At 60.9% G+C, this 22,515-nt stretch carries 22 protein-coding genes; 11 read left to right on the forward strand and 11 right to left on the reverse strand.

All coding sequences use genetic code 11. From position 1 onward, the window contains the following. Positions 1 to 244: 244 nt before the first annotated feature. Positions 245 to 751 carry a GcrA family cell cycle regulator gene (locus ACM561_RS03020; protein ID WP_079445663.1) on the reverse strand — a complete coding sequence of 169 codons (507 nt, stop codon included), beginning with the start codon at positions 749 to 751 and terminating at the stop codon, positions 245 to 247. A 456-nt stretch (positions 752 to 1,207) separates the two neighbouring features. Here ACM561_RS03020 and ACM561_RS03025 point away from each other — a divergent pair, with 456 nt between their 5' ends. Together ACM561_RS03025 and argF are read left to right on the forward strand one after the other, a co-directional pair. After that, positions 1,208 to 2,419: an aspartate aminotransferase family protein gene (locus ACM561_RS03025; protein WP_425907936.1), complete on the forward strand. Its 1,212-nt coding sequence runs from the start codon at positions 1,208 to 1,210 to the stop codon at positions 2,417 to 2,419. Continuing rightward, positions 2,416 to 3,342, forward strand: coding sequence for an ornithine carbamoyltransferase (gene argF / locus ACM561_RS03030; RefSeq protein WP_425907938.1), 927 nt, complete (start codon positions 2,416 to 2,418; stop codon positions 3,340 to 3,342). The genes ACM561_RS03025 and argF overlap by 4 nt, the downstream gene beginning before the upstream one ends. Before the next feature lie 34 nt (positions 3,343 to 3,376). On the opposite strand, the gene ACM561_RS03035 is transcribed toward argF, so the two are convergent. The 3 genes from ACM561_RS03035 to ACM561_RS03045 form a co-directional block, all read right to left on the reverse strand. Further along, positions 3,377 to 3,652 carry a hypothetical protein gene (locus ACM561_RS03035; RefSeq protein ID WP_425907939.1) on the reverse strand — a complete coding sequence of 92 codons (276 nt, stop codon included), beginning with the start codon at positions 3,650 to 3,652 and terminating at the stop codon, positions 3,377 to 3,379. A 79-nt stretch (positions 3,653 to 3,731) separates the two neighbouring features. Further along, a complete protein-coding gene (locus ACM561_RS03040) occupies positions 3,732 to 5,000 on the reverse strand; it encodes a hypothetical protein (RefSeq protein WP_425907941.1) in 1,269 nt (422 codons plus the stop codon). Positions 5,001 to 5,191: 191 nt separating this feature from the next. Then, on the reverse strand, positions 5,192 to 5,797 hold the full coding sequence (locus tag ACM561_RS03045; RefSeq protein ID WP_309773952.1) for a DUF1134 domain-containing protein: 606 nt from the start codon (positions 5,795 to 5,797) through the stop codon (positions 5,192 to 5,194). Positions 5,798 to 5,907: 110 nt separating this feature from the next. On the opposite strand from ACM561_RS03045, the gene ACM561_RS03050 reads away from it, so the two are divergent. Beyond that, positions 5,908 to 6,414, forward strand: a complete 507-nt coding sequence (locus ACM561_RS03050; RefSeq protein ID WP_425907943.1) for a YHS domain-containing (seleno)protein — start codon at positions 5,908 to 5,910, stop codon at positions 6,412 to 6,414. A 12-nt stretch (positions 6,415 to 6,426) separates the two neighbouring features. On the opposite strand, the gene ACM561_RS03055 is transcribed toward ACM561_RS03050, so the two are convergent. After that, the gene (locus tag ACM561_RS03055) at positions 6,427 to 7,215 is read right to left on the reverse strand and encodes a 3'(2'),5'-bisphosphate nucleotidase CysQ family protein (RefSeq protein WP_425907945.1); all 789 of its coding nucleotides are present in this window, start codon (positions 7,213 to 7,215) and stop codon (positions 6,427 to 6,429) included. Positions 7,216 to 7,404: 189 nt separating this feature from the next. Here ACM561_RS03055 and chpT point away from each other — a divergent pair, with 189 nt between their 5' ends. From chpT to ACM561_RS03085, 6 genes are all read left to right on the forward strand, one after another. Beyond that, on the forward strand, positions 7,405 to 8,052 hold the full coding sequence (gene chpT / locus ACM561_RS03060; protein ID WP_425907947.1) for a histidine phosphotransferase ChpT: 648 nt from the start codon (positions 7,405 to 7,407) through the stop codon (positions 8,050 to 8,052). Between the two features lie 213 nt (positions 8,053 to 8,265). Continuing rightward, on the forward strand, positions 8,266 to 10,941 hold the full coding sequence (locus ACM561_RS03065) for a hybrid sensor histidine kinase/response regulator (RefSeq protein WP_425907949.1): 2,676 nt from the start codon (positions 8,266 to 8,268) through the stop codon (positions 10,939 to 10,941). A gap of 11 nt (positions 10,942 to 10,952) precedes the next feature. Continuing rightward, positions 10,953 to 11,423: a chemotaxis protein CheW gene (locus ACM561_RS03070; RefSeq protein WP_425907951.1), complete on the forward strand. Its 471-nt coding sequence runs from the start codon at positions 10,953 to 10,955 to the stop codon at positions 11,421 to 11,423. A 51-nt stretch (positions 11,424 to 11,474) separates the two neighbouring features. Next, entirely contained in the window at positions 11,475 to 11,840 is a 366-nt protein-coding gene (locus ACM561_RS03075) for a response regulator (protein ID WP_425907953.1), read from the forward strand. Between the two features lie 53 nt (positions 11,841 to 11,893). Further along, positions 11,894 to 13,048 (forward strand): protein-glutamate methylesterase/protein-glutamine glutaminase, encoded by a 1,155-nt coding sequence (locus ACM561_RS03080; protein WP_425907954.1) that lies wholly within the window; start codon positions 11,894 to 11,896, stop codon positions 13,046 to 13,048. Beyond that, positions 13,045 to 13,911: a CheR family methyltransferase gene (locus tag ACM561_RS03085; protein WP_425907956.1), complete on the forward strand. Its 867-nt coding sequence runs from the start codon at positions 13,045 to 13,047 to the stop codon at positions 13,909 to 13,911. The genes ACM561_RS03080 and ACM561_RS03085 overlap by 4 nt, the downstream gene beginning before the upstream one ends. A 93-nt stretch (positions 13,912 to 14,004) precedes the next feature. Here the strand turns inward: ACM561_RS03085 and ACM561_RS03090 are convergent, their stop codons facing one another. The 4 genes from ACM561_RS03090 to ctrA form a co-directional block, all read right to left on the reverse strand. Further along, positions 14,005 to 15,162 carry a glutathionylspermidine synthase family protein gene (locus ACM561_RS03090; RefSeq protein WP_425907958.1) on the reverse strand — a complete coding sequence of 386 codons (1,158 nt, stop codon included), beginning with the start codon at positions 15,160 to 15,162 and terminating at the stop codon, positions 14,005 to 14,007. A 26-nt stretch (positions 15,163 to 15,188) separates the two neighbouring features. Then, positions 15,189 to 15,569 carry a hypothetical protein gene (locus ACM561_RS03095; protein ID WP_425907960.1) on the reverse strand — a complete coding sequence of 127 codons (381 nt, stop codon included), beginning with the start codon at positions 15,567 to 15,569 and terminating at the stop codon, positions 15,189 to 15,191. Positions 15,570 to 15,571: 2 nt separating this feature from the next. After that, a complete protein-coding gene (locus tag ACM561_RS03100; RefSeq protein ID WP_425907962.1) occupies positions 15,572 to 15,976 on the reverse strand; it encodes a DUF350 domain-containing protein in 405 nt (134 codons plus the stop codon). Positions 15,977 to 16,164: 188 nt separating this feature from the next. Next, complete coding sequence (gene ctrA / locus ACM561_RS03105) at positions 16,165 to 16,866, reverse strand: response regulator transcription factor CtrA (RefSeq protein WP_079445676.1); 702 nt, start codon at positions 16,864 to 16,866, stop codon at positions 16,165 to 16,167. Positions 16,867 to 17,234: 368 nt separating this feature from the next. Here ctrA and fliI point away from each other — a divergent pair, with 368 nt between their 5' ends. Then, a complete protein-coding gene (fliI, locus tag ACM561_RS03110; protein ID WP_425907964.1) occupies positions 17,235 to 18,560 on the forward strand; it encodes a flagellar protein export ATPase FliI in 1,326 nt (441 codons plus the stop codon). Positions 18,561 to 18,665: 105 nt separating this feature from the next. Beyond that, a complete protein-coding gene (gene fliJ, locus ACM561_RS03115; RefSeq protein ID WP_079445678.1) occupies positions 18,666 to 19,091 on the forward strand; it encodes a flagellar export protein FliJ in 426 nt (141 codons plus the stop codon). A 296-nt stretch (positions 19,092 to 19,387) separates the two neighbouring features. On the opposite strand, the gene ACM561_RS03120 is transcribed toward fliJ, so the two are convergent. Both ACM561_RS03120 and flhA read right to left on the reverse strand, forming a co-directional pair. Further along, entirely contained in the window at positions 19,388 to 19,588 is a 201-nt protein-coding gene (locus ACM561_RS03120; protein WP_425907966.1) for a hypothetical protein, read from the reverse strand. A 325-nt stretch (positions 19,589 to 19,913) separates the two neighbouring features. Then, complete coding sequence (gene flhA / locus ACM561_RS03125) at positions 19,914 to 22,040, reverse strand: flagellar biosynthesis protein FlhA (protein WP_425907967.1); 2,127 nt, start codon at positions 22,038 to 22,040, stop codon at positions 19,914 to 19,916. Between the last annotated feature and the right edge of the window lie 475 nt (positions 22,041 to 22,515).

Below are 22,515 nucleotides of genomic sequence, written 5' to 3' on the forward strand. Positions count from 1 at the left end.
GATAGCTGAAAAGCGTCGATAATCGTCGTGATGCTGCGCTAGAGCATTTTGTTTTTGATTGAATTCTCAACGAAGGTTGAGATGTTGTTTTGACGCGTTTCCTTCACGCGAACCGGCATCGACTTCACTCGAAAACGCTATAAAGCGTCAACCGCGGCTTCCCGCAGATCTACGATCTGCTTGGACGCAAAACGACATGGCCGGCTCAAGCCTGGCTATGACGAGATTTGAAGTTACGCTGTGATTACCGCGCTTTCGGCGCTTGGCGGCGACGGTCGGCGGCGGGCTGATAGGCGATACGCGAGTGGTGCGCGCAATAGGGCAGGCCGGTTAGAGCCTTGCCACCGCAGAAGAAGAATTCCGGACTCGAGGGGTCGCCAACCGGCCAATGGCAAGTGGCTTCGCTGAGTTCGAGTAGCGATAGCCGCTGGCTCATAGGCACGACATTGTCGTAGGCAATCGGGTCTGGCTCGAGTTCAATCTCGAAGGCTTGCGCGAGCGCGGTATTTCCCCGGGAGACAGGGCGGGACACCCGCATCATGTGCTGGGCCGGACGGGCCTTGCGCGGCCGCGGCACCGTGGACGAAGGGCTCTTGGCGCGGCCCGATAGACCCAACCGGTGCACTTTGCCGATCACCGCGTTACGCGTCACGTTGCCGAGTTCGGCGGCGATCTGACTTGCGGAAAGTCCCGCTTCCCAAAGCTTCTTCAGTTGTTCGACACGGTCGTCGGTCCAGGTTATCACCGTCATCGCACATTGTTCCCTTGTTTAATGCGTGCCTCCCGCAAGGCCGCGCACCTGAAGCGCCCCCTGAGAAACTCGTGTCGGCAGAATCCCTTAACCCTCGCCGGGCGGGAAAACGCCCGGGCGCTTACGCTGAGAACAGGGACCGATCGAGGATCAAAACGCCGCACGAGATGTCGTATTCGACAAGCCTAAGGCTACAATATGCCGTGACTCACGCGCAAGAGTCGGGCCTTACGGCGTCCACATGTTCTGCAAGGAAAATGAGAGAATCGGCTCATTCTGCGACTTTCCCGCATCACCGAAGCACAAGTGGAATATTGACAGTAATCGCCGCGCACCTAGAATAACCGTCGCGTGCCGCCTTGAAAGGCGGCACATTTCGTTTCCGGGGCTGACAGTTCGTTGGTCGCGCTACAGCGCAGCCGAGCCGTTCCGCTTCCCATCAACCGGCAAATCGTCATGACTACAGCAGCGGCGTCTCATCTATTACCCGTTTTCGCAAGGGCCGATCTTTCATTCGAGAGCGGCGAGGGAGCTTGGTTGCTTGGCTCCGACGGCGGACGCTATCTCGATTTCACCAGTGGCGTTGCCGTGAATGCGCTTGGCCATTGCCACCCGCATCTCGTCGCCGCGCTTCAGGCGCAGGCGGCAAAGCTCTGGCACGTCTCGAACCTTTTCAAATCGCCTGACGGCGAGCGTCTGGCGGCGCGGCTCTGCGACCAGAGCTTTGCCGATTTCGTCTTCTTCGCCAATTCCGGCGCAGAGGCGGTGGAGTGCGCCATCAAGGTCGCGCGCCGTTATCATGCCCACAGGGGCAATCCGGAACGCTATCGGATGATCACTTTTGAAGGCGCCTTCCATGGCCGTACGCTGGCGATGCTGGCTGCCACCGGCTCGAAAAAATATCTCGAAGGATACGGGCCGGCGGCGGACGGCTTTGACCAAGTGCCGCTTGGCGATATGGAAGCCGTAAAGAAGGCGATCGGTCCTGAGACCGCCGGCATCCTGATCGAGCCGTTGCAAGGCGAAGGCGGCGTGCGCGAGCCGCCCCACGCGTTCTTCCGAGCGCTGCGTCAACTTTGCGACGAGCGCGGCCTGCTGCTGGTTTTTGACGAGGTGCAGACCGGTATGGGGCGCACCGGCGATCTCTTTGCCTACAAGCGCATTGGCGTTGCGCCGGATGTGATGTCATTGGCGAAGGCGCTCGGCGGCGGTTTTCCGATCGGCGCCTGTCTTGCGACTGCGGAAGCCGCTTCCGGCATGACGCCTGGCTCGCACGGTTCGACCTTTGGCGGCAATCCGCTAGCGGTTGCGGCGGCCAATGCCGTGCTCGACGTGATGCTAGAGCCTGGCTTCTTCGAGCGGACCCGAAAGATGTCGCTGCTTTTGAAACAGAAGCTGGCTTCGGTCGTCGATCGATATCCCGATGTACTTAGCGAGGTGCGAGGCGAGGGGCTTCTGATTGGCCTCAAGGCCGTGGTCCCATCGGGCGATCTGGTGAGCGCGTTGCGCGAGGAAAAGCTTTTGACGGTGGGTGCAGGCGACAATGTCGTGCGTTTGCTGCCGCCGCTGATTGTCGGCGAGACGGAGATCGAGGAATCCGTGCGGCGGCTCGAGCAGGCCTGCGCCAGGCTTTCCGGCGCACGCGTAACGAAGGAAGCGGCGCAATGAGCAAGGCGCCACGGCATTTTCTCGATCTGTTCGACGTGCCGATGACGGAACTGCGCGCGATTCTCGACGCCAGCGTCGCGATGAAGAAGCGACGCAAGGAGGGCCGGATCGCCGACAGGTCGCTCGAAGGCAAGACGCTGGCGATGATCTTCGACAAGCCCTCGACACGCACCCGCGTGTCGTTCGACGTCGGCATGCGCCAGCTCGGTGGCGAGGCGATCATGCTGACCGGGGCTGAAATGCAGCTCGGACGCGGCGAGACCATCGCAGATACCGCGAAGGTGCTGTCACGCTTCGTCGATATCATCATGATCCGCATTCTCAGCCACGACGCGCTGACGGAGTTGGCGACGCACGCAACCGTGCCCGTCATCAACGGATTGACGCGGCGATCGCACCCCTGCCAGGTGATGGCTGACGTGATGACTTTCGAGGAGCATCGCGGGCCGATCAAGGGCCGTACCGTGGCGTGGACCGGCGACGACAACAACGTGCTGGCGTCGTGGGCGCACGCGGCGGAGCGCTTCAGCTTTAATCTCAACATCGCGACTCCGCCGGAGCTTGCACCGAACAAGCTGCTGAAGGATTGGATCAGATCGAGCGGCGCGCCGATCAGGCTTGTCACGGATCCGGAAGCGGCGGTGCGCGGCGCAGACTGCATCGTCACCGACACTTGGGTGTCGATGGGCGACAAGGACGGCGAGCACCGTCACAATCTGCTCAAGCCTTACCAGGTCAATTCAAAGCTGATGCGACTCGCAAAGCCGGACGCGCTGTTCATGCACTGCCTGCCGGCGCACCGCGGCGACGAGGTCACCGACGAGGTGATCGACGGGCCGCAGTCGGTGGTGTTCGACGAGGCCGAAAACCGCCTGCACGCACAGAAGGGCATTCTGGCCTGGTGCCTCCACGCGGCTGGATAGCGGAGCGGTTTCGGCCGGTGTTTCCCGGAAGCGGCTAGGTCTCGATCACCGCGCAGCCGTTCCAGCCGCGGCTGACCACAACATATCCGGCAAGGGTACCGACTTCTCGAGCCACAAAAATAACGCGGCCAGTTTGCCCGCACGGCTCGAACAATGCGTCATCCAGTTCGTAGGTTTTCCGCTGCGGTTGCACACGCTCGACATGAAACGGTGAAGAATCGAACGGCGGCACGATCACACTGTCGATCTCAAACGAGAAATCGACTTTTTTGACCGACCTTGGAAGCGCATCAGCACGAGAGATTTTCATACTGGTCAGATATTACATGATCGCAAAGGCCGCGATCGGAGTCGGCTCGAGTCCGCGGTCAATCTGATCGGTTCATATGCTAGCCCGGCCGGCGCCCCGCGCGGGGCGCATGAGATTCCAGAGCGCGGATGCGATCGGCCAGCGTGCTAACCTGAATCGCTCCGTTACCCGCCGAGCCATTGACCGTTTTCGTGGTCTTGGCGGGACTCGTAGCTGCCGCCAGGATAGCTTCGATCGGGGAGTCCGGCCCTTCGATGGTCATGGCCAGCCTCGCGACCTCGGCGGCGATGTCATTAATGTGCTCACGCAATAGCGCGTTTTCCATCTGCTCGACCGTACCGGATTCCGCCTGATGCTGGAGCACGTTGATGTCGCGCTGCAATTTGGCTCGCTCGTCGTGGGCTGCGCGCAGCGCTCGTTCGGTCGCCAGTATTTCGTTGCGCAACCCATCGATCAGCGGAGACTTACCGCCGTTTAGCGACGCAATCTCGTCGCGTAACTCACTGTTGGCGCGTTCCGCGGCAGCTTTGACTCGCCGCAACTCACTGTTCTTCGTATTTCGCTCGGCAAGCGCCGTGGTCTGCGCCGCGAAGTCGGCTTCGAGTTCTCTGACCCGACCGCCGAGCCTTTCCGCGTCCTTGGTCTTGTCGATGAGCTGGCCGTCAACCTTGACGATGCGCTGGCTTAGATTCTCGACGTGTTTGCGTGCCTCGTCGCGCTCCCGGGCAGCGACTGTTGTTTGGCCGCGCTGTTGCTCGAGTAGTGTATTCGTGGCGGCGAGTTCGTTTTCGATATCGTTGAGGCGGCTCTGCAATCGCTCGATCTGCGCGCGTACGACGAACAGTTCGGCTTGCCGGCCTTCGGCAGTCAACGAGCGGTCCGACAAGTCCTGGCGAAGCCGCCCGAGTTCCTTTTGTCGCTCGGCGAGGGTCTGCTCGACGCTCCGCAACACTTCCGCCTTGGCGGCAAGCTCCTGTTCGGCGGACTGCAATCGCTCCCCTGCCGTTTTCCCGCGTCCCTCTAGACTGAATATCCTCGCGTTCTTCTCGCCGAGCTCTACCTTCAGGCGGTTGATTGCGTCGGCCTTTTTGCCGAGCTCAGCGGACTGGCTGGCGACCTTCCTCTTGAGTTGGTCGACACTCATTTCCAGCCGCCGCGCCGACATCGCAAATTCGGCACGCAACTGATCTTTGTCGGCCTGGATTTCGGCCATCGACATCGGGGTAGCGGCTTCCATGCGTTTGATGGTGAGGCGGACTGCGCGGTCGTGCACGAGCGGCATGACCATCAGTCCGCACAGCATCGAAATTAGAAAACCGATCGCCAGATACATGATCGGCTCGACCATGGGCAACGCTCCACAACCCGGATAGGCGCTAGGAATCTGGTTACCATGCCACGGGCGGCCGGTAAAAGGCCAGCGCTACGCCTCAATCGGTTTCCCAACCAAGCGGAATAGCCGCAAGAAAATGCTTTCAATCAGTAACGTGCGCGTATTTTGATGCAAGACCGCATCCTTCTGCGGATATTCGCTGGACGTCAGAACGGGTTCCAGGTCGCTTGGGGCGTATATTTCAAATAGCCGATATTGGCGCCGAGCCTTAGCCCGAGACCCGAGCGGATCGGCACCAGCACGATGTTGTTTGCGGTCAGCGCCGTCATTCCGAAGCCGCCGACGATATAGGCGGAACCGTCGATGCCTGCGAAACGCTGATAGATCGCGCTTGTGGCGGGCAGGTTGTAGACCAGCGTCATGGTGCGGGCGCCGTCGCCGCCCCAGTCGAAGCCGACGGATGGCCCCTGCCAATAGACTTTCAGGTCGCCGGCATTCTTGGTGTAGAGGGTACCCTCGCCGTAGCGCAGCCCCGCCACAAAGGCCCCCGAGCCTTCCTCGCCGAGGATGTAGCCGTTCGGCAGGCCCCATTGGCTCACCGCACGTTCGATGACCGAGGCGAGCCCGCGTGAGACGTTGCCGAAGAACCGGGTTCCGGATGTGAGGAGTTCATCCGACGAATAAGTGCCAGGACCGCTGCTCCGTTGTGCCGGCTGTGCCCGGTAAGGCGCCGATTGCTGGGCAGAGGCCGGCACAGTCCCGAACATCACCGCAGCGAGCGCGACCGCTGCAAGGCGCGAAATAAGAGTCATGAAAAGTACCCCAAGTAGCAACTTGTCACCGCGTCCTTAACCCGATGCTGAGATGCAGGTTCGTAGGATGCGGCGATCGTCCCCCGACTCGCGAGTTATCGGCACCAACTATGACGGCACGGCGGCAGGAAAGATATGGCTTGCGCCTCGGAATAACCGTGATCGCCTCGCTGGGGTGCGTCTTCGCTATCTCGGACATCGATTTCGCGGCTCGGGCCGCCACCTCCGAACGGGTCGTGGTCGACAGGTATACGGGGCTGGCGATCGGCGGGTTCGATCCCGTGGCTTTTTTTACCGACGCACGGCCGGTGCAGGGCGACGCCGACTACGAGGTCTCGCAGGGCGGCGCTATCTGGCGCTTCAGCAATCCCGACAACCGCGCCTTTTTCATCGCCAACCCCGATGTTTATAGTCCACGTTTCGGGGGCTACGATCCGGTGGATATTGCACGGGGTGTGACTTGCGCTGGAACGGCGCGACTCTGGCTGATTTTCGGTCAGCGGCTTTATCTATTCGGTCATGAGGGCAGTCGCGCGGCTTTCGCGGCTAATCCGGCGCACTATCTGCGCGAGGCGACGCGCCGCTGGGCCGTGCTGAAAGAAACCCTCGCGCAGTAGTGCTGCGCTGGCCTAACCTCGGGGTGCGGCAGAAGGGTCACCCCAGGCGATAAACTCCGGGACCAGAAACCCCTCGCGGGCGAGGCCGAAACGCAGCGGCGCACCCAACTCATCCGTGACCTTGCCGCCGGCGGCGGTGACCAGAGCGTGACCTGCCGCAACGTCCCATTCGCCGGTCGGGGCGAGTCGTGGGTAGATATCGGCGCCGCCCTCTGCGATCCGGCAGAACTTGACGGCGGAGCCGAGCGGTTTGCGCACCGCGCCAGGCCGGCGCTCGATGAATGCGTCCGAGCGGTGGTCGGCGTGGGAGCGGCTGACGGCGGCGACCCATTGGGAGCCGGGGGGAGGAAGTGGTCGGGTCGCAATCGGTTTTGCGGCGCCGGACTCACCGCCGTCCGGCGTGACCGCGACGCGCTGGGCGCCGCGTCCGACAAGACCTCGCCAGATCGACCCGAGCGCCGGCGCGCCGATGATGCCGAGTAGCGGCACCCCGTCCGTCACGATTGCAAGGTTCACCGTGTATTCGTCGCGACCCGCGATGAATTCCTTGGTGCCATCCAGCGGATCGATCACGAACAAACTTCCGGAGTAAGGCGGTGTCGCGAGATGCACGCGCTCCTCGGACAGCACCGGAATATCGGGGCGGAGTTGCGCGAGTCCTTCGGCGATCACACGGTCAGAGGCGAGATCCGCGTCCGTGACGGGAGACCCGTCGATTTTGCCGCCGATCATCATGCGGCCGCGATTGACCGAGAGCACGGCGGCGCCGGCTTTTGCGACCAGTTCCGTGAGTGAGTCCATCAGGGCGGCAGCGGAATGAGCGTCGATTACCGGCACGTTCGAGGTGTCCTTACGTAGCACCGGGGAACGGCGGCGACTGCCTCAAGGTGGCAGCACAGGCTCAGGCCGTGTATCAAACCCTGAAGATCGTTTGATTCGCCGTGTCCGCGCGCTGCGGAGTTGCCGAAACTGATCTCAGGAATACATTTTATGTCTGGCACACCGTCTCCCGCTCCCGCTCCCGACGCGCTCGAACTCGCGGCACTGCTCTGTTCACGCGTCTGTCACGACCTCATTAGTCCCGTAGGCGCAATCGTCAACGGACTTGAGGTACTGGACGACGATCCCAAGCCGGACGATCGTGAGTTTGCCCTCGATTTGATTCGCAAGAGCGCCAAAACTGCGTCGGCGCGGTTGCAGTTTTGCCGTCTCGCATTCGGGGCAGCGGGCTCGGCCGGAGCGCAGATCGATCTGGGCGATGCCCAGAACATGGCGAAGGGCCATTTCGAGGACGGCAAGATCACGCTCGCCTGGAATTTGCCGCGCCTTCTGCTGCCGAAGAACAGGGTGAAACTCCTGCTCAACTTGCTGATGATCGCGCAGCAGACGATTCCCCGCGGGGGAGTGCTGACGGTCGACTCGCTCGGGGAGGGTGAGGCCATGGGCTTTCGGATCACCGCCGCCGGGTTGAATGCCCGCGTGTCGCAGCCTGTCGCCGATCTTCTAGCGTCCGGTTCGTCCAACGCCGTCGATGCCCACGCGGTTCAACCCTATTACACCCGTCTGCTGGCAGACGCCTGCGGCATCAGCATCTTGCTTGTCGCCGACGGTGACAAGGTGGTTGCGACTGCCAATTAAAGCCTTCGCCTCACCGACCAGGGTTAACAAATGGTTTCCAGGTTGGGCGCAATGGTTTCGAAGCTCGTTGCGAATGATCGCCTCGGTCGTTTTGTTTACCAGTTTGGCGGGTTCTTTTTGACGTGCTCAACCAATGTTAACGCTTTGCGTTGAAACTGGCCTGGCCGTGAAAGGCGCGACGACGTCGCCTCGGCGTTTCGAAGGCCAGAAGGCATGGATGATCTTCTTTGCGAATTCCTGACCGAGACCAACGAGAGTTTGGACACGGTTGACAACCAGCTCGTCCGATTCGAGCAGGATCCAAACAATGCGAAGATATTGGATAACATCTTCCGGCTGGTCCATACCATCAAGGGAACGTGCGGCTTTCTGGGCCTTCCAAGGCTAGAAGCGCTCGCTCATGCGGCGGAGACGCTGATGGGCAAGTTTCGTGACGGCATGCCGGTGACCGGTGAGGCCGTGACGCTTATTCTCTCCACCATCGATCGCATCAAGGACATCTTGGGCCAGCTCGAGGCGACCGGAACGGAGCCGGAGGGGGCCGATGCCGATCTGATCGATGCATTGCATCATATGGCCGAGGATGGTCCGTCCAACTCCGCTCCCGAGCCGTCCGAGCCCATGTCGGCAGATGAAACGGCAGGGACGCTCACCTACCAGATTCTCGAAAGACCTCTGCGCCCCGGCGAGGTGTCGCTTGATGATCTCGAGCGCGCGTTCCGTGAGACGAATGTCGAGCCGACTGCGCCCGCTTTGCAGCCCGCGCCCGAAGTGTCCGCGGCGCCCGTTGCTTCGAAGCCAGTCGCAAAGGCTGCTCCGAAGAAAGTGGAGGACGCACCGGAAGGCGATCGGATCGCCAACCAATCCATTCGCGTCAACGTGGATACGCTTGAGCACCTGATGACGATGGTGTCCGAGCTCGTGTTAACGCGCAACCAGCTGCTCGAGATCAGCCGCCGCCAAGAAGACAACGAATTCAAGGTGCCGCTGCAACGGCTGTCCAACGTCACCGCGGAGCTGCAGGAGGGCGTCATGAAGACGCGGATGCAGCCTATCGGCAACGCCTGGCAGAAGCTGCCCCGCATCGTGCGAGATCTCTCGAGCGAACTCGGCAAGCAGATCGAACTCGAGATGCATGGCGCTGACACCGAACTCGACCGTCAGGTTCTTGACCTCATCAAGGATCCGCTGACGCACATGGTACGAAATTCCGCCGATCATGGCCTGGAAACACCGGCCGAGCGCATCAAGGCGGGCAAGCCGGAGCAGGGCGCGATCCGTCTTTCGGCGTATCACGAGGGCGGCCACATCATTATCTGCATCGCTGACAACGGCCGCGGCCTCAATACCGAGCGCATCAAGGCCAAGGCCATTCAAAACGGTTTGGCGACCGAGGCCGAAATCGAGAAGATGACCGAGGCGCAGATCCACAAGTTCATCTTCGCACCGGGGTTCTCCACCGCTGCAGCTGTAACCAGCGTCTCCGGTCGCGGTGTCGGTATGGATGTGGTACGGACCAATATCGATCAGATCGGCGGTACAATCGACGTCAAGTCGGTGGCCGGCGAGGGTTCGAGCGTCACTATCAAAATTCCGCTGACGCTGGCGATCGTGTCGGCGCTGATCGTGGAGGCCACGGGTGATCGCTTTGCGATACCGCAGCTTTCGGTGGTCGAGCTGGTGCGCGCGCGCGCCAATTCGGAGCACCGTATCGAGCGGATCAGGGACACTCCGGTCTTGCGGCTGCGCAATAAGCTCTTGCCATTGATGCACTTGAAGACCCTTCTGAAGATCGATGATGGCTCGGCCAGCGATCCCGAGAACGGTTTCATCGTGGTCACGCAGGTCGGCAACCAGACCTTCGGTATCGTCGTGGACGGCGTGTTCCATACGGAGGAAATCGTGGTCAAGCCGATGTCGACCATGCTGCGGCATATCGGCATGTTCTCGGGCAACACCATCCTGGGCGACGGTGCTGTGATCATGATCATCGACCCGAACGGGATCGCCCACGCGCTGGGCGCATCGGTCTTGTCTCAGCAAGAGATCTCCGATGAGAGCGCTGCGCGAGCGAGCGCCGCCGAGCAGACATCACTTCTGGTCTTCCGTGCCGGATCGGATCAACCCAAGGCCGTGCCGCTCGCACTGGTCACGCGACTGGAAGAGATCGCGGTCGACAAGATCGAGATTTCCGACGGCCGCTATATGGTGCAGTACCGCGATCAGCTCATGCCACTGATTCAGATGGATGGCGTTTCGGTTGGAAAAGACGGGTCGCAACCGGTCCTGGTGTTTGCTGATGACGACCGGGCAGCGGGGCTGGTGGTTGACGAGATCATCGACATCGTCGAGGAGCGTCTGAACATCGAGGTGGCGAGCAGTCAGCAGGGCATCCTCGGCTCCGCCGTCATCAAGGGCCGGGCGACGGACGTAATCGATATCGGTCATTTCCTGCCGATGGCCTTCGCCGACTGGTTCAAGCGCAAGGAGATGCGTGCGGCTGCCACTGCGCGGTCGGTGCTGCTGGTGGATGACAGCGCCTTCTTCCGCAACATGCTCGCGCCGGTTCTCAAGGCTGCAGGCTATCAGGTTCGGCTCGCGACCAACGCGCGGGAGGGTCTCGTCGCGCTGCGGTCGGGTCAGGAATTCGACGCGATCCTCACAGACATCGAAATGCCGGACATGAACGGCTTCGAGTTCGCGGAGACGGTGCGCTCCGATAACCGCTTGAACGGCACTCCGATCATTGCGCTGTCGTCGATGATTTCTCCGGCCGCGATCGAACGGGGCCGTCAGGCCGGCTTCCACGACTACGTAGCCAAATTCGACCGGCCTGGCCTGATTGCTGCACTGAAGGAGCAGACCGCCGAAATTTGCCGGGCGGCATGAAGGATCAGATGATGACCACGGTAAATCACGCAAACGAAAGCGCACTCACCGAATACGTCACCGCGACGATCGGCGACCAGTTGTTTGGGCTGCCGATCTCACGCGTGCAGGACGTGTTCAAGCCGGAACGTCTAACCCGCGTGCCGCTGGCCTCGAACGATATCGCGGGCGTCCTGAATCTGCGGGGCCGTATCGTCACCGCAATCGATATGCGCGCCCGGCTCAAACTTCCCAGGGGAGAAGCCGGTCGCCCGCCCATGGCTATCGGCGTCGAACTGCGTGGTGAGTCCTACGGACTTTTGATCGACTCGATCGGCGAGGTCATGAAACTCCCGGATGAAGGCCGCGAGGTCAATCCGGCTAATCTCGACCTGCGGATGGCGGAGCTGTCGGCAGGTGTGTATCGGCTGGATGGGCAGTTAATGGTTGTTCTCGATGTCGATCGTGTTCTGGAGATTGGACCTGACAAGCTTGCAGCTTGACCCCGGCAAATGCCGGCCGAGGGAAAGCGCTGAAAAGACACGGAGACCAAAATGAAAACGTGCCTGATCGTTGACGACTCGAGTGTCATTCGCAAGGTCGCACGACGTATCCTGGAGGGCTTTGATTTCCACATCGTCGAGGCGGAGGATGGCGAGAAGGCGCTGGATGTTTGCAGGCGTGAACTGCCTGACGCCGTGCTTCTGGACTGGAATATGCCGGTCATGGATGGCTACGAATTTCTTCGCAACCTTCGCCGGATGCCTGGCGGCGATCAGCCGAAGGTTGTGTTCTGCACCACCGAGAACGATGTGGCGCACATCGCCCGCGCGCTCCACGCCGGCGCCAACGAATACATCATGAAGCCGTTCGACAAGGACATCGTGACAGCCAAATTTCAGGAAATCGGCCTGATCTGAATCTCGCCGCGATCCGGACGGCTGGACATTTTATTCGTTGCGTGGGGTGGGGCATGAGTACTGCTGTGGCAAGTCCGGTGGCTCAAGATTCGAGAAAGCAGGAGCCGCTGCGCGTCATGGTGGTCGATGACTCCGTCGTTATACGCGGACTGATTTCCCGATGGATCGAGGCTGAGCCAGACATGATAGTTGCGGCCTCGCTGCGCACCGGGCTCGACGCCGTCAAGCAGGTTGAGCGCGCCAACCCCGATGTCGTGGTCCTCGATATCGAAATGCCCGAACTCGACGGCATTTCCGCGCTGCCGCAACTGCTGGCCAAGAAGCGCAACCTCATTGTCATCATGGCCTCGACGTTGACCCGCCGCAATGCGGAGATCAGCTTCAAGGCGCTGTCGCTCGGCGCCGCCGATTATATTCCGAAGCCCGAGAGCACGCGCGAGATCGCCGCGGCTGATATCTTCAAGCATGACCTGATCCAGAAGATCCGGCACCTCGCTGCAAAACGTCGTCGTCCGGCGACGGCCGCCGCACCGCCGCTGGTCCCGCGCGAACAGGAACCGCTTGCCAAAGCCGCTCCTGCGACGAGCCGCCCCCCGCCAACGCTGCGTGCCTTCAGCGCAAACGTCCCGCGTGTGCTGCTGATCGGCTCGTCCACGGGCGGGCCGCAGGCGCTGATGGCGCTGGTGGCCGGAATAGGGCCGGTGATCGACCGCTGTCCGGTGCTGATCACCCAGCACATGCCGCCGACGTTCACCACCATTCTCGCCGAGCATCTGTCGCGGGCCGCAGGGCGACCCGCGCATGAGGGAGTGGATCAGGAGACCGTGAAGCAGGGTCATATCTATCTTGCACCCGGTGGCCGTCACATGCGGGTGGTCCGAAAAGGAGCAGATGCCGTCATCGTTCTGGATGACGGCCCGGCGGTGAATTTCTGCAAACCAGCCGTCGATCCTCTATTCACGTCGGCGATAGACGTCTGGCAGGGCGGCGCTCTCGCCGTGATCCTGACCGGAATGGGATCCGATGGAATGCGTGGCGGCAGGCAGATTGTCGCCGCCGGAGGGAATGTCATCGCGCAGGACGAAGCGAGCAGCGTGGTGTGGGGAATGCCAGGCGCAGCCGTCCAGGACGGAATCTGCGCGGCCGTTCTGCCGCTTCAACAAATCGCCCCAAAGTTGGTTCGGTTATTTGCGGGAGACCGTCTGTGACACCGCTTGATTTTGAGTACTTGCGCAAGTTGCTGAAAGAGCGGTCCGGCCTCGATCTTGCCGCCGACAAGCAATATCTGGTTGAGAGCCGTTTGACTCCGCTCGCACGCAAGGCCGGCTTCTCTGGTATCGGCGACCTCGTGCAGAAAATGAAGAACGGTGCCGCGGCCCTGACGGTCGACGTCGTCGAGGCGATGACCACCAACGAAACCTTCTTCTTTCGCGACAAGACACCGTTCGATCATCTGCGCGAGACCGTGATCCCGGCGCTGCTCGAGGCCCGCGCGGCTCGTCGGAACCTGCGGATCTGGTGCGCCGCAGGTTCGACCGGGCAGGAGCCGTATTCGATCGCGATGTGCCTGAAGGAATGCGGTCCGGTGCTCACGGGCTGGCGCACCGAGATCATCGCTACCGATCTGTCGAACGAGGTGCTCGAAAAATCGCGCGCCGGCCTCTACAGCCAGTTCGAAGTGCAGCGTGGACTGCCCATTCAGTTGCTAATCAAGTATTTCAAGCAGGTTGGCGAACTGTGGCAGATCAACCCCGACATTCGCGCGATGGTTCAGCACCGTCAGCTCAACCTGTTGCAGGATTTTTCCCATCTTGGGACCTTCGACGTGATTTTCTGCCGCAACGTGCTGATCTATTTCAATCAGGAAACCAAAATCGGCGTCTTCACGCGGCTTGCGAAGCAGATGGAAGCTGATGGTTTCCTTGCGCTCGGCGCTGCTGAAACCGTAGTCGGGCTGACCGATGCGTTCAAACCGCATCCCGATAAGCGCGGTCTTTATCGGCCCAATCGCGTTTGCTCGCCCGCGCTGGTGCCGGGCATGCCGTCACCCAAGGCGGCGGCCCGCGCGTAGGTCTGCGCTTCGGGGGCATTCTGGAGCGCGGCTTTGGTGACGACGAATGTGTTGCGCTCGCCGCTTACGCGGCATCCGGAGTGATGCCGCGTCTCACAAGATCGCATGCGGCACAAAGCGAGACGTGTTGCCCGTGATCGGGTTCTCGTCCTCGCGGATCGACAGTCCGCAAGCCTGATCGCCGACGATCCAGCTTCCGATCACCGGATACTGACCATCAAAGGTCGGCAACGGCGCGAAGGCCTGACGCACGAACCCTTCGCGGCCGTAGGGTCCACCCTGCTGATCCAGCGCCGTTCCGCCGCTGACCAGTTCGATGTTGGCGCCTTCGCGTGAGTATATCGGCTTGCGCACATACGAGTTGCCGAGCTTGCTCGCCGCGGCATCGTCCTCGAAATAGGCGGGCAGCAGGTTCGGGTGGTTGGGGAACATCTCCCACAGCAGCGGCAGAATTCCCTTGTTGGAGAGCACGACCTTCCAGGGCGGTTCAACCCATCGCGTCGATGCGGCCTGAACCTTGGAGCCAAAGCTGTCGCGCAGCATCCATTCCCAGGGGTAGAGCTTGAACGCGAGCGCAATGCGACGATTGTCAAGATCGACGAACTGGCCGGCGCCGTCGACGCCGATGCGCTCGATCTCCAGCGATGTCGTTTGAAGGCCGGCCTGCCGGGCGGTGTCCTCGAGATAGTTCAGCGTGACCGCATCCTCGGGGTTGTCGTACAGGCCGGTCAGATGCAGATGGCCATTCGTCGCGATCTCGCGCCAGCGCGCGATCAGTTTGTCGTGGATGGAATTAAACTGATCGACATTCTTGGGAATGATCTGGCGCTCCATTGCCTGTTCGAGCCAGGTCCATTGAAACACCGCGGCCTCGAACAGCGAGGTGGGGGTATCGGCATTGTATTCGAGCAATTTCGCTGGCCCGCGACCGCTGAAGCTGAAGTCGAAGCGGCCGTAAAGCGTGGTATCGCTGCGCCCCCAGCTCTCGGTGAGGATCCGCCAGCAGGCTTGCGGGATTCTGAGGCGGCGTAGCACGCTCTCGTCATTCATCGCACGCTTGACCAGTTCGAGGCACATGGCGTGGATTTCGCCGGTCGGCGCTTCGATCTGCTGCTCGATCTCGTCAAGTGTGAACGCATAATAGGCCCGCTCGTCCCAGTACCGCGCGCCGTCAAGGGTATGAAATGCGAAGCCGGCATTCTCTGCGGTCGATTGCCAGTCGTCGCGTTCGGGGCAGGCGATGCGTTGCATTGGAGGAACTCGCGAGCCGCAGCGTGTCAGCCGCCGGAGAAGTGAGCCGAGATCGCATGGGCGAAACCACCGAAGCCGCCGCGTGTGACGGCACCGCTGCCGGATTCGGATGAGGAGTGGCTCGAGGAGGAATCGCCGCCGCCGTAATAACTCGATCGCGATGACCAGCCGCTGCTCGATGAACCCGAATTGCAGGACGTTCCGGTCTGGCCGGGCGTTGCGGATGCCGCGACGCCGGGGCGGTTGGGCTCGCAGTTGTCGTGAGGCATCAGCAAGTAGGCACCACCGCCGACCGCGAGTGTTCCCATCACCAGCAGCGCGACACGTCCGGAACGTTTCACCGGAGGTGACGATTTGAGCGGCGGCAGCCGTCGTTTTCCGAATTGTTCGGCGGGAGGCTGGGCCATGGTTAGTACACCATCGACGCAGCGTTGATCGCGCCGGCCGCGACCGATGACAGGCCGAGCCAGATCGCCGGCGCGAGTTCGCCGGCGGCGATTCGACCCGACAGGTTCGGCACGGGAATTTTGACGATGTAATAGACCGCGATCTGCACGATCAGCGCGATCACGCTCCAGATCAGACAGTCGATCACGTTGACAGTGTGCATAATGGCGCTGACCACCGGAATGACGAAGCCAACCAGACTGAGCCCGAGCGCGATGGCTGCGGCGGGATGGTTGTCGCAGATCAGCTGGAATTCATCGTGCCGCGTGACGCGCGTATAGACGAACAGATACAGCACGACCGCGATCAGGCCTGTGCAGAAATACAGTAGGAAGGCCGGCAGCCCGGCCAGCGATTGCAGGATCATGTCAGCCCCCCGTGGTGACGTCTCAGCCCGGATAATCAGCCATGTTGTGTCAGTCGAGGCAACCCGGCGACGGGTTCAGGGCAGGATCGGGCCTTCGGGTCGAGTAAAGTGCAGACTTATAAGTCTCACAAACAAAGACCCCGCCATTTGCGGCGGGGTCAGTCTGGGAGAAAAGGTGAAGTCCGGTATCACGCCGGAATGCGAACTTCGTCATCGTGCGGTTCACGGAGCACGTAGCCGCGGCCCCAGACGGTTTCGATGAAATTGCGGCCATCGGATGCATTGGCGAGTTTCTTGCGCAGTTTGCAAATGAAGACGTCGATGATCTTCAACTCGGGCTCATCCATGCCGCCATAGAGATGGTTAAGGAACATTTCCTTGGTCAGCGTGGTACCCTTGCGCAAGCTGAGCAGCTCGAGCATCTGATATTCTTTGCCCGTAAGGTGGACGCGCTGCCCGCCGACTTCCACAGTCTTGGTGTCGAGATTGACTACGAGATCGCCGGTCTGGATCACCGACTGGGCATGACCCTTGGAGCGGCGCACGATCGCATGGATGCGGGCCACCAGCTCGTCCTTGTGGAAGGGCTTTGTCATGTAGTCGTCGGCGCCGACGCCGAGACCCTTGACCTTGTCCTCGATACCGGCAAGGCCGGAAAGGATCAGAATGGGTGTTTTGATTTTGGAGACGCGCAGCTGCTTGAGCACGTCGTAACCCGACATGTCGGGCAGGTTGAGGTCGAGAAGGATAATGTCGTAATCGTATAGCTTGCCGAGATCGACGCCTTCTTCGCCGAGATCCGTCGTATAGACGTTGAAACTCTCGGACTTGAGCATCAGCTCGATCGACTGCGCGACGGCGCTGTCATCCTCAATCAGCAAAACGCGCATGCCAGTCCCCTAATCGTCGCCGCGCCGGGCGTCAGGCCGGCCGCAATACTTGCGGCACTGGAAACGCCTTTAAGCAACTGATTCGGATCCTGACAGCTTATGGTTAACAAAAACTGTTTCTGTTCTGCAAGTCTCTTCGGTGCAATTTTCATCGAATCGCCCTAAGCTGTTGCATTGAAGCAGCTTTCCTTATCCGACCGGCACTCAGGCTCCACATTAAAAGTCAGGCCTAACCGACTCTCGCGACTCGCCTTCGTCCTGAAGACACGTGCGCTCAGTCACCAAAGACAGTGACGCAATGATTAACGATGCGGGTAAACACGAGGTTAAGGAGCTCGGCTAATGCGCGGAAACCTAAGGATTTCACGATGAAGAGCTTGGCCGAGCGGATTGGCGAGATCGAGCGCGTCAATATTTATGGCCGCGTGGTCGGCGTACGTGGGCTGATGGTTGAGATAGCCGGCCCTATCCATGCTATGTCGGTGGGAGCCCGTATCGTGATCGAGACCGGCGTTGGTCGGGCCATCCCGGCGGAGGTGGTTGGCTTCAACGGCGACAATGCCGTTGTCATGCCGTTTGCCGGCCTTGACGGGGTACGACGTGGCTGCCGTGCCTTGATCGCCAATGCCTCCGGCCAGGTGCGGCCGGCAGCCTCATGGCTCGGACGTGTTATCAACGCCATGGGCGAGCCGATTGACGGCAAAGGGCCGCTACCACAGGGGCCGGCGCCGGTGCCGTACCGTAATTTGCCGCCGTCGGCGCATTCGCGCAAACGAGTCGGCAAACCGCTCGATCTCGGCGTCCGCGCCCTGAACACATTCCTGACCTGCTGCCGCGGCCAGCGGCTCGGCATTTTCGCCGGCTCCGGCGTCGGTAAATCGGTGCTGCTGTCGATGTTGGCGCGCAACGCGGATGCCGACATTTCGGTAATCGGACTGGTCGGCGAACGCGGTCGTGAGGTGCAGGAGTTCCTGCAGGATGACCTTGGCGAAGAGGGGCTTGCAAGATCGGTCGTTGTGGTCGCGACTTCTGATGAGCCAGCCTTGATGCGGCGTCAGGCCGCCTATCTGACTCTGGCGGTCGCGGAATATTTCCGCGACGAGGGCAGGGACGTCATGTGCATGATGGACTCGGTGACACGCTTTGCAATGGCGCAGCGTGAAATCGGACTGTCGACCGGCGAGCCGCCGACCACAAAGGGCTACACACCGACAGTGTTCACCGAATTGCCGAGGCTTCTGGAGCGCGCCGGTCCCGGCGCCGACGAGGGAACCATCACCGGCATCTTCACCGTGCTGGTGGACGGTGACGATCATAACGAGCCCGTGGCCGACGCAGTGCGCGGCATTCTCGACGGCCACATCGTGATGGAGCGTGCCATTGCCGAGCGAGGTCGCTACCCCGCGATCAACATTTTGAAGTCGGTGTCCCGCACCATGCCGAAATCGGCTGATCCAGCCTTCCTGCCGATCATTACCCGCGCGCGACAGATGATGGCCACTTATTCCGATATGGAGGAACTCGTCCGGCTCGGCGCCTATCGGACCGGCTCCAACGCGGAGGTCGACGAGGCAATCAAGTTGAATCCGGTTTTAGAGGATTTTCTGCGCCAGGCGAAGGATGAGGTGACCAGCATCGAGGAGGGTTATCGAAGGTTGCAGCAAATCGTTAAGACCTTGGAAACGGAAAGCTAACTTTGTCGGGTCATCATCGGCTTCTCATAAGAGGAGTACGGCGGGATCCGACGGAGGTGCCGCCGTTGTCCCGCGTAGATTGGGACTTCTGGGGAGTACGAGTCGATGAAGTCACGTGAAACGCTGATCCGCCTGAAGAAATTCCAGGTGGAGGAGAAGCGTCGGAGGGTGGCTCAGATCGAGGGCATGATTGCTGATTTCCAGCGCATGTCGGTCGATCTGGAGCGTGAAATCGAAATCGAGCAGGAACGTGCTGGGATCGATGATCCCGCACATTTCGCGTATCCGACCTATGCCAAGGCAGCGATCCAGCGCCGGGAAAACCTGACCCGCTCCGCCGACGAACTCCGCGTCCAGCTCGAAGATGCCAAGATGGGCTTGGCGGAAGCCTTTGAGGAGCTCAAGAAGGTCGAATTGCTGGATGAGCGCGATCAGGCTCGCGAACGCGCAGAAGAGAACGCTCGCGAGCAGGCCGATCTTGATAGTATCGGTTTAATGCGCTCACGCATGGGCGCCGCCACCATCGCGTGACGCGACATCGACCATCGAACCCGGGCATTGTCTGCAAGACAAGCGCGCACTTGACCGCCGTCTTCCTAAGGCGCGGCAAGGGGCGGTCCGCCGAAGAGAAAAATTCCGCATCGGCGTCGACGGCTTCTATCTGGGTGCGCTTATTATTATGGGGGTGTTTATAACGAAAGAAAACGCCCGTGGGGGGCGGGCGTTTTCCATCGTAGTCCACTTGGGGTTAGTGGGTCCTCTACGTACTCACGTGGCGACTTCGGGGGGCAAATGTAAAGAAGCCTCGTGAATTCCTTCAAACTCCTTCAGCGGACGACCATCGCGCCCGAACTCGTAACAGCCATAGGCTTCCCGGCCTTGATGATGCGTGCAGTTTGGGTATAGCCATCGTCAGCGCTCATCCTCGCTGAAATTGCGAAACCCGCTACTGCAATACCTGCAACAAGAGCCACAACCACGATCTTCAGGTGGGTCGTCCGATCCGCGCTGTAAATCGAATGGTTCATTGGAAGCCCTCCTGGCGTAACTTCCTTCTTGAAGATTGGTCTCCGCTGCCTGCGCAGAGGTTCATAGTCTCGCGCCTTTACAACGTAGGAATCGACACCAATGTTCCGAAGGGTTGATCACAAAGTGGTGAAAAGGTGTGAAGATGCGCGACCATTGAACCCGGCTTAATATGGAGAAATTGATAAATTGTGCAAATACATCAGCATTTTAACGTTAAACTGCGCGCGCGGCACGTCCTGACGGGGCCTCGGCACAGGCTGGAGATAAACCAGTTGTCTGGTGCCAAAATGCCGCATTAGGAGCGGCGTGATTCGAGCAGCGTGATCAGATGCTGCCGACCGTCTTGAGCCGGGCCCGGGGATGGATTTCGGCCTGCGATAGAACAGAGGTCTGGGCGCGGAAACGCTCGACCAGCGAGCGGACGAACGGCCGGATTGCGGCCGAGGTTACCAGCACCGGCGCTTCGCCTTCCCGGGCGGCCTGTTCGAAGCGGTCGCGCACCGCGGCCATGAATTCTGATAACTTTGACGGCTGCATCGCAAGGCTGCGTTCCTCGCCCTGGCCGATGATGGAGTCGGCGAAGGCCTGTTCCCATTTGGCCGACAGTGCGACCAGTGGCAGGTAACCGTTGACTGAAGTGTTTTGGGCGCAGATTTGACGCGCAAGGCGGGCACGCACGTGCTCGACCAGCGTCGCCGGGTTGCGTGAGAAGGCCAGCGCTTCGGCGATACCTTCGAGGATAGTGGATAAATCGCGGACGGAAATGCGCTCGGCGAGCAGGAGCTGCAGCACGCGCTGGATGCCGGATATCGTGATCTGGCCTGGAACAATGTCCTTGATCAGCTCGCCCTGTTCCTTCGGTAGATCCTTCAGAAGTTTTTGCACTTCGCCGTAAGAGAGCAGATCCGACATGTTGGTCTTGAGCAGTTCAGTGAGGTGGGTCGAAACTACGGTCGCGGCATCGACCACGGTATAGCCTTTCAGTGAGGCCTCCTCCTTGAGCGAGGCATCCACCCATGTTGCCGGCAGTCCGAAGGTCGGTTCGGTGGTGTGAATGCCGGGAACCCCGACCTGATCGCCGGTAGGATCCATCACCATGTACTGGTTCGGCCAGATACGGCCCGAGCCGGCGTCGACCTCTTTGATCTTGATGATGTAGGTGTTGGCCTCTAGCTGCACGTTGTCGAGAATCCGCACTGCCGGCATCACGAATCCCATCTCGATCGCGAGCGAGCGGCGCAGCGCCTTGATCTGCTCGGTGAGGCGATCCTGGCCATTCGGGCCGTTGACCAGCGGCAACAGCGCATAACCCAGTTCGATCTTCAGATCGTCGATCTTCAGCGCCGCCGAGATCGGCTCTTCCGCGCTCGGGGGGGCGACCGCGGCGTCGGACGCCGCCGCCGCCATGGCTGCCGCAGCCGCGACGCTTTGGCGTTTTCGCGAACTCCAGGCAAGCGCCGCCGCTCCGCCGCCGAGCGCGACAAACGGCAGCATCGGAATGCCGGGTAGCAGACCCAGCACCAGCATGACCCCGGCTGACATGCCAAGCGCTTGCGGATAGCCGGAGAGCTGCTTCATCAGCGCCTTGTCGGCGGCGCCGGTGACGGCAGCCTTGGAGACCAGAAGGCCCGCGGCGGTGGAGACGATGAGTGCGGGAATCTGTGTCACCAGCCCGTCGCCGACGGTGAGCAGCGTGTAGCTGCGCGCGGCGTCGGCGAAGCTCAGGCCCTCCTGCGCAATGCCGATGACCATGCCGCCGATGATGTTGATGAAGACGACGAGCAGGCCGGCGACCGCATCTCCCCGCACGAACTTCGAGGCGCCGTCCATGGCGCCGAAGAAGCCGCTTTCATCTTCCAGCGCCTTGCGGCGTTCCTTGGCGGTCTTTTCGTCGATGAGGCCGGCGGAGAGGTCGGCATCGATCGCCATCTGCTTGCCGGGCATGGAGTCGAGCTGAAAGCGCGCCGCCACCTCGGCGATGCGGCCCGAACCCTTGGTGATGACCACGAAGTTCACGATCACCAGGATCGCGAACACGATGATGCCGATCACGAAGTTGCCGCCCATCACGAAGTTGCCGAAGGCCTCGATGACGTGGCCGGCGGCGGCCGAGCCTTCATGCCCGTGCGACAGGATCAGCCGTGTTGAGGCGAGGTTGAGCGACAGCCGCAGCATGGTCGCAATCAGCAGCACGGTCGGGAAAGAGGAGAATTCCAGCGGCGCTTGGATGAACAGGGACGTCATCAGGATCAGGATTGACAGCGTGATCGAGATCGCCAGAAAGAGGTCGAGGATGATCGACGGTAGCGGAAGAATCAGGACGACAAGGATCGTCAGGATGCCGAAGGCGAGCGCGAGATCGCCGCGCTTCAGCATGATCCCGATTTCCCCAAAACTCGGAAAACCCGAGCCTGGCGAATTTGCGCCCTGATCCGCCGTGATCCCCCTCATCCTCCCCGTCTCCCCCCACGCCCAAGACCGCTGCCGCGCGCCGATCGTCTGCGCGGCGGCTGATGCGCCTCCATTTCGAAGTGAGGCGCCGCCCTGGCGTTCATTGGGGGCGATGCCGTTCTGAGCGGCTGACGACGCGCGGTCCCCTAGGCAAAATTTGCCCCGTGTATGGTTAGCAAAGAGTTAAGACGCCCTCGTTGCGTCTGGTTCTGTCACTTCCGGTGCCGCTAGGTCTCGTGGTCGCTGGTGACCGCTGGAACGATGTGGCCGGCGCCCAGACAGGACGTGTTCTTTCGGCGCCGCGTCCCGGTCCGCATCGGGCCTGTACGCTCGCAACCAGCTAATAAGGTCATCGAAATAAAGGTCATCGAGATGTCCGGTTTGCGGAGCAGCGTCAAAAATCCGCTTGGTAAGACCTACGAACCCGCCTGATGCTTGCCGCAGTCGCACATCTTCTGTGGAACGCGTGCCACTT

Source organism: Nitrobacter sp. TKz-YC02, assembly GCF_049852135.1.
Classification (GTDB): Bacteria; Pseudomonadota; Alphaproteobacteria; order Rhizobiales; family Xanthobacteraceae; genus Nitrobacter; species Nitrobacter vulgaris.

Bases quoted from the DNA above. Each gene is read 5' to 3' on its own strand.
- ACM561_RS03020 (WP_079445663.1), bottom strand. From the start codon at position 751: ATGACGGTGATAACCTGGACCGACGACCGTGTCGAACAACTGAAGAAG.
- ACM561_RS03025 (WP_425907936.1), top strand. From the start codon at position 1,208: ATGACTACAGCAGCGGCGTCTCATCTATTACCCGTTTTCGCAAGGGCC.
- argF (WP_425907938.1), top strand. From the start codon at position 2,416: ATGAGCAAGGCGCCACGGCATTTTCTCGATCTGTTCGACGTGCCGATG.
- ACM561_RS03035 (WP_425907939.1), bottom strand. From the start codon at position 3,652: ATGAAAATCTCTCGTGCTGATGCGCTTCCAAGGTCGGTCAAAAAAGTC.
- ACM561_RS03040 (WP_425907941.1), bottom strand. From the start codon at position 5,000: ATGGTCGAGCCGATCATGTATCTGGCGATCGGTTTTCTAATTTCGATG.
- ACM561_RS03045 (WP_309773952.1), bottom strand. From the start codon at position 5,797: ATGACTCTTATTTCGCGCCTTGCAGCGGTCGCGCTCGCTGCGGTGATG.
- ACM561_RS03050 (WP_425907943.1), top strand. From the start codon at position 5,908: ATGACGGCACGGCGGCAGGAAAGATATGGCTTGCGCCTCGGAATAACC.
- ACM561_RS03055 (WP_425907945.1), bottom strand. From the start codon at position 7,215: ATGGACTCACTCACGGAACTGGTCGCAAAAGCCGGCGCCGCCGTGCTC.
- chpT (WP_425907947.1), top strand. From the start codon at position 7,405: ATGTCTGGCACACCGTCTCCCGCTCCCGCTCCCGACGCGCTCGAACTC.
- ACM561_RS03065 (WP_425907949.1), top strand. From the start codon at position 8,266: ATGGATGATCTTCTTTGCGAATTCCTGACCGAGACCAACGAGAGTTTG.
- ACM561_RS03070 (WP_425907951.1), top strand. From the start codon at position 10,953: ATGACCACGGTAAATCACGCAAACGAAAGCGCACTCACCGAATACGTC.
- ACM561_RS03075 (WP_425907953.1), top strand. From the start codon at position 11,475: ATGAAAACGTGCCTGATCGTTGACGACTCGAGTGTCATTCGCAAGGTC.
- ACM561_RS03080 (WP_425907954.1), top strand. From the start codon at position 11,894: ATGAGTACTGCTGTGGCAAGTCCGGTGGCTCAAGATTCGAGAAAGCAG.
- ACM561_RS03090 (WP_425907958.1), bottom strand. From the start codon at position 15,162: ATGCAACGCATCGCCTGCCCCGAACGCGACGACTGGCAATCGACCGCA.
- ACM561_RS03095 (WP_425907960.1), bottom strand. From the start codon at position 15,569: ATGGCCCAGCCTCCCGCCGAACAATTCGGAAAACGACGGCTGCCGCCG.
- ACM561_RS03100 (WP_425907962.1), bottom strand. From the start codon at position 15,976: ATGATCCTGCAATCGCTGGCCGGGCTGCCGGCCTTCCTACTGTATTTC.
- ctrA (WP_079445676.1), bottom strand. From the start codon at position 16,866: ATGCGCGTTTTGCTGATTGAGGATGACAGCGCCGTCGCGCAGTCGATC.
- fliI (WP_425907964.1), top strand. From the start codon at position 17,235: ATGAAGAGCTTGGCCGAGCGGATTGGCGAGATCGAGCGCGTCAATATT.
- fliJ (WP_079445678.1), top strand. From the start codon at position 18,666: ATGAAGTCACGTGAAACGCTGATCCGCCTGAAGAAATTCCAGGTGGAG.
- ACM561_RS03120 (WP_425907966.1), bottom strand. From the start codon at position 19,588: ATGAACCATTCGATTTACAGCGCGGATCGGACGACCCACCTGAAGATC.
- flhA (WP_425907967.1), bottom strand. From the start codon at position 22,040: ATGAGGGGGATCACGGCGGATCAGGGCGCAAATTCGCCAGGCTCGGGT.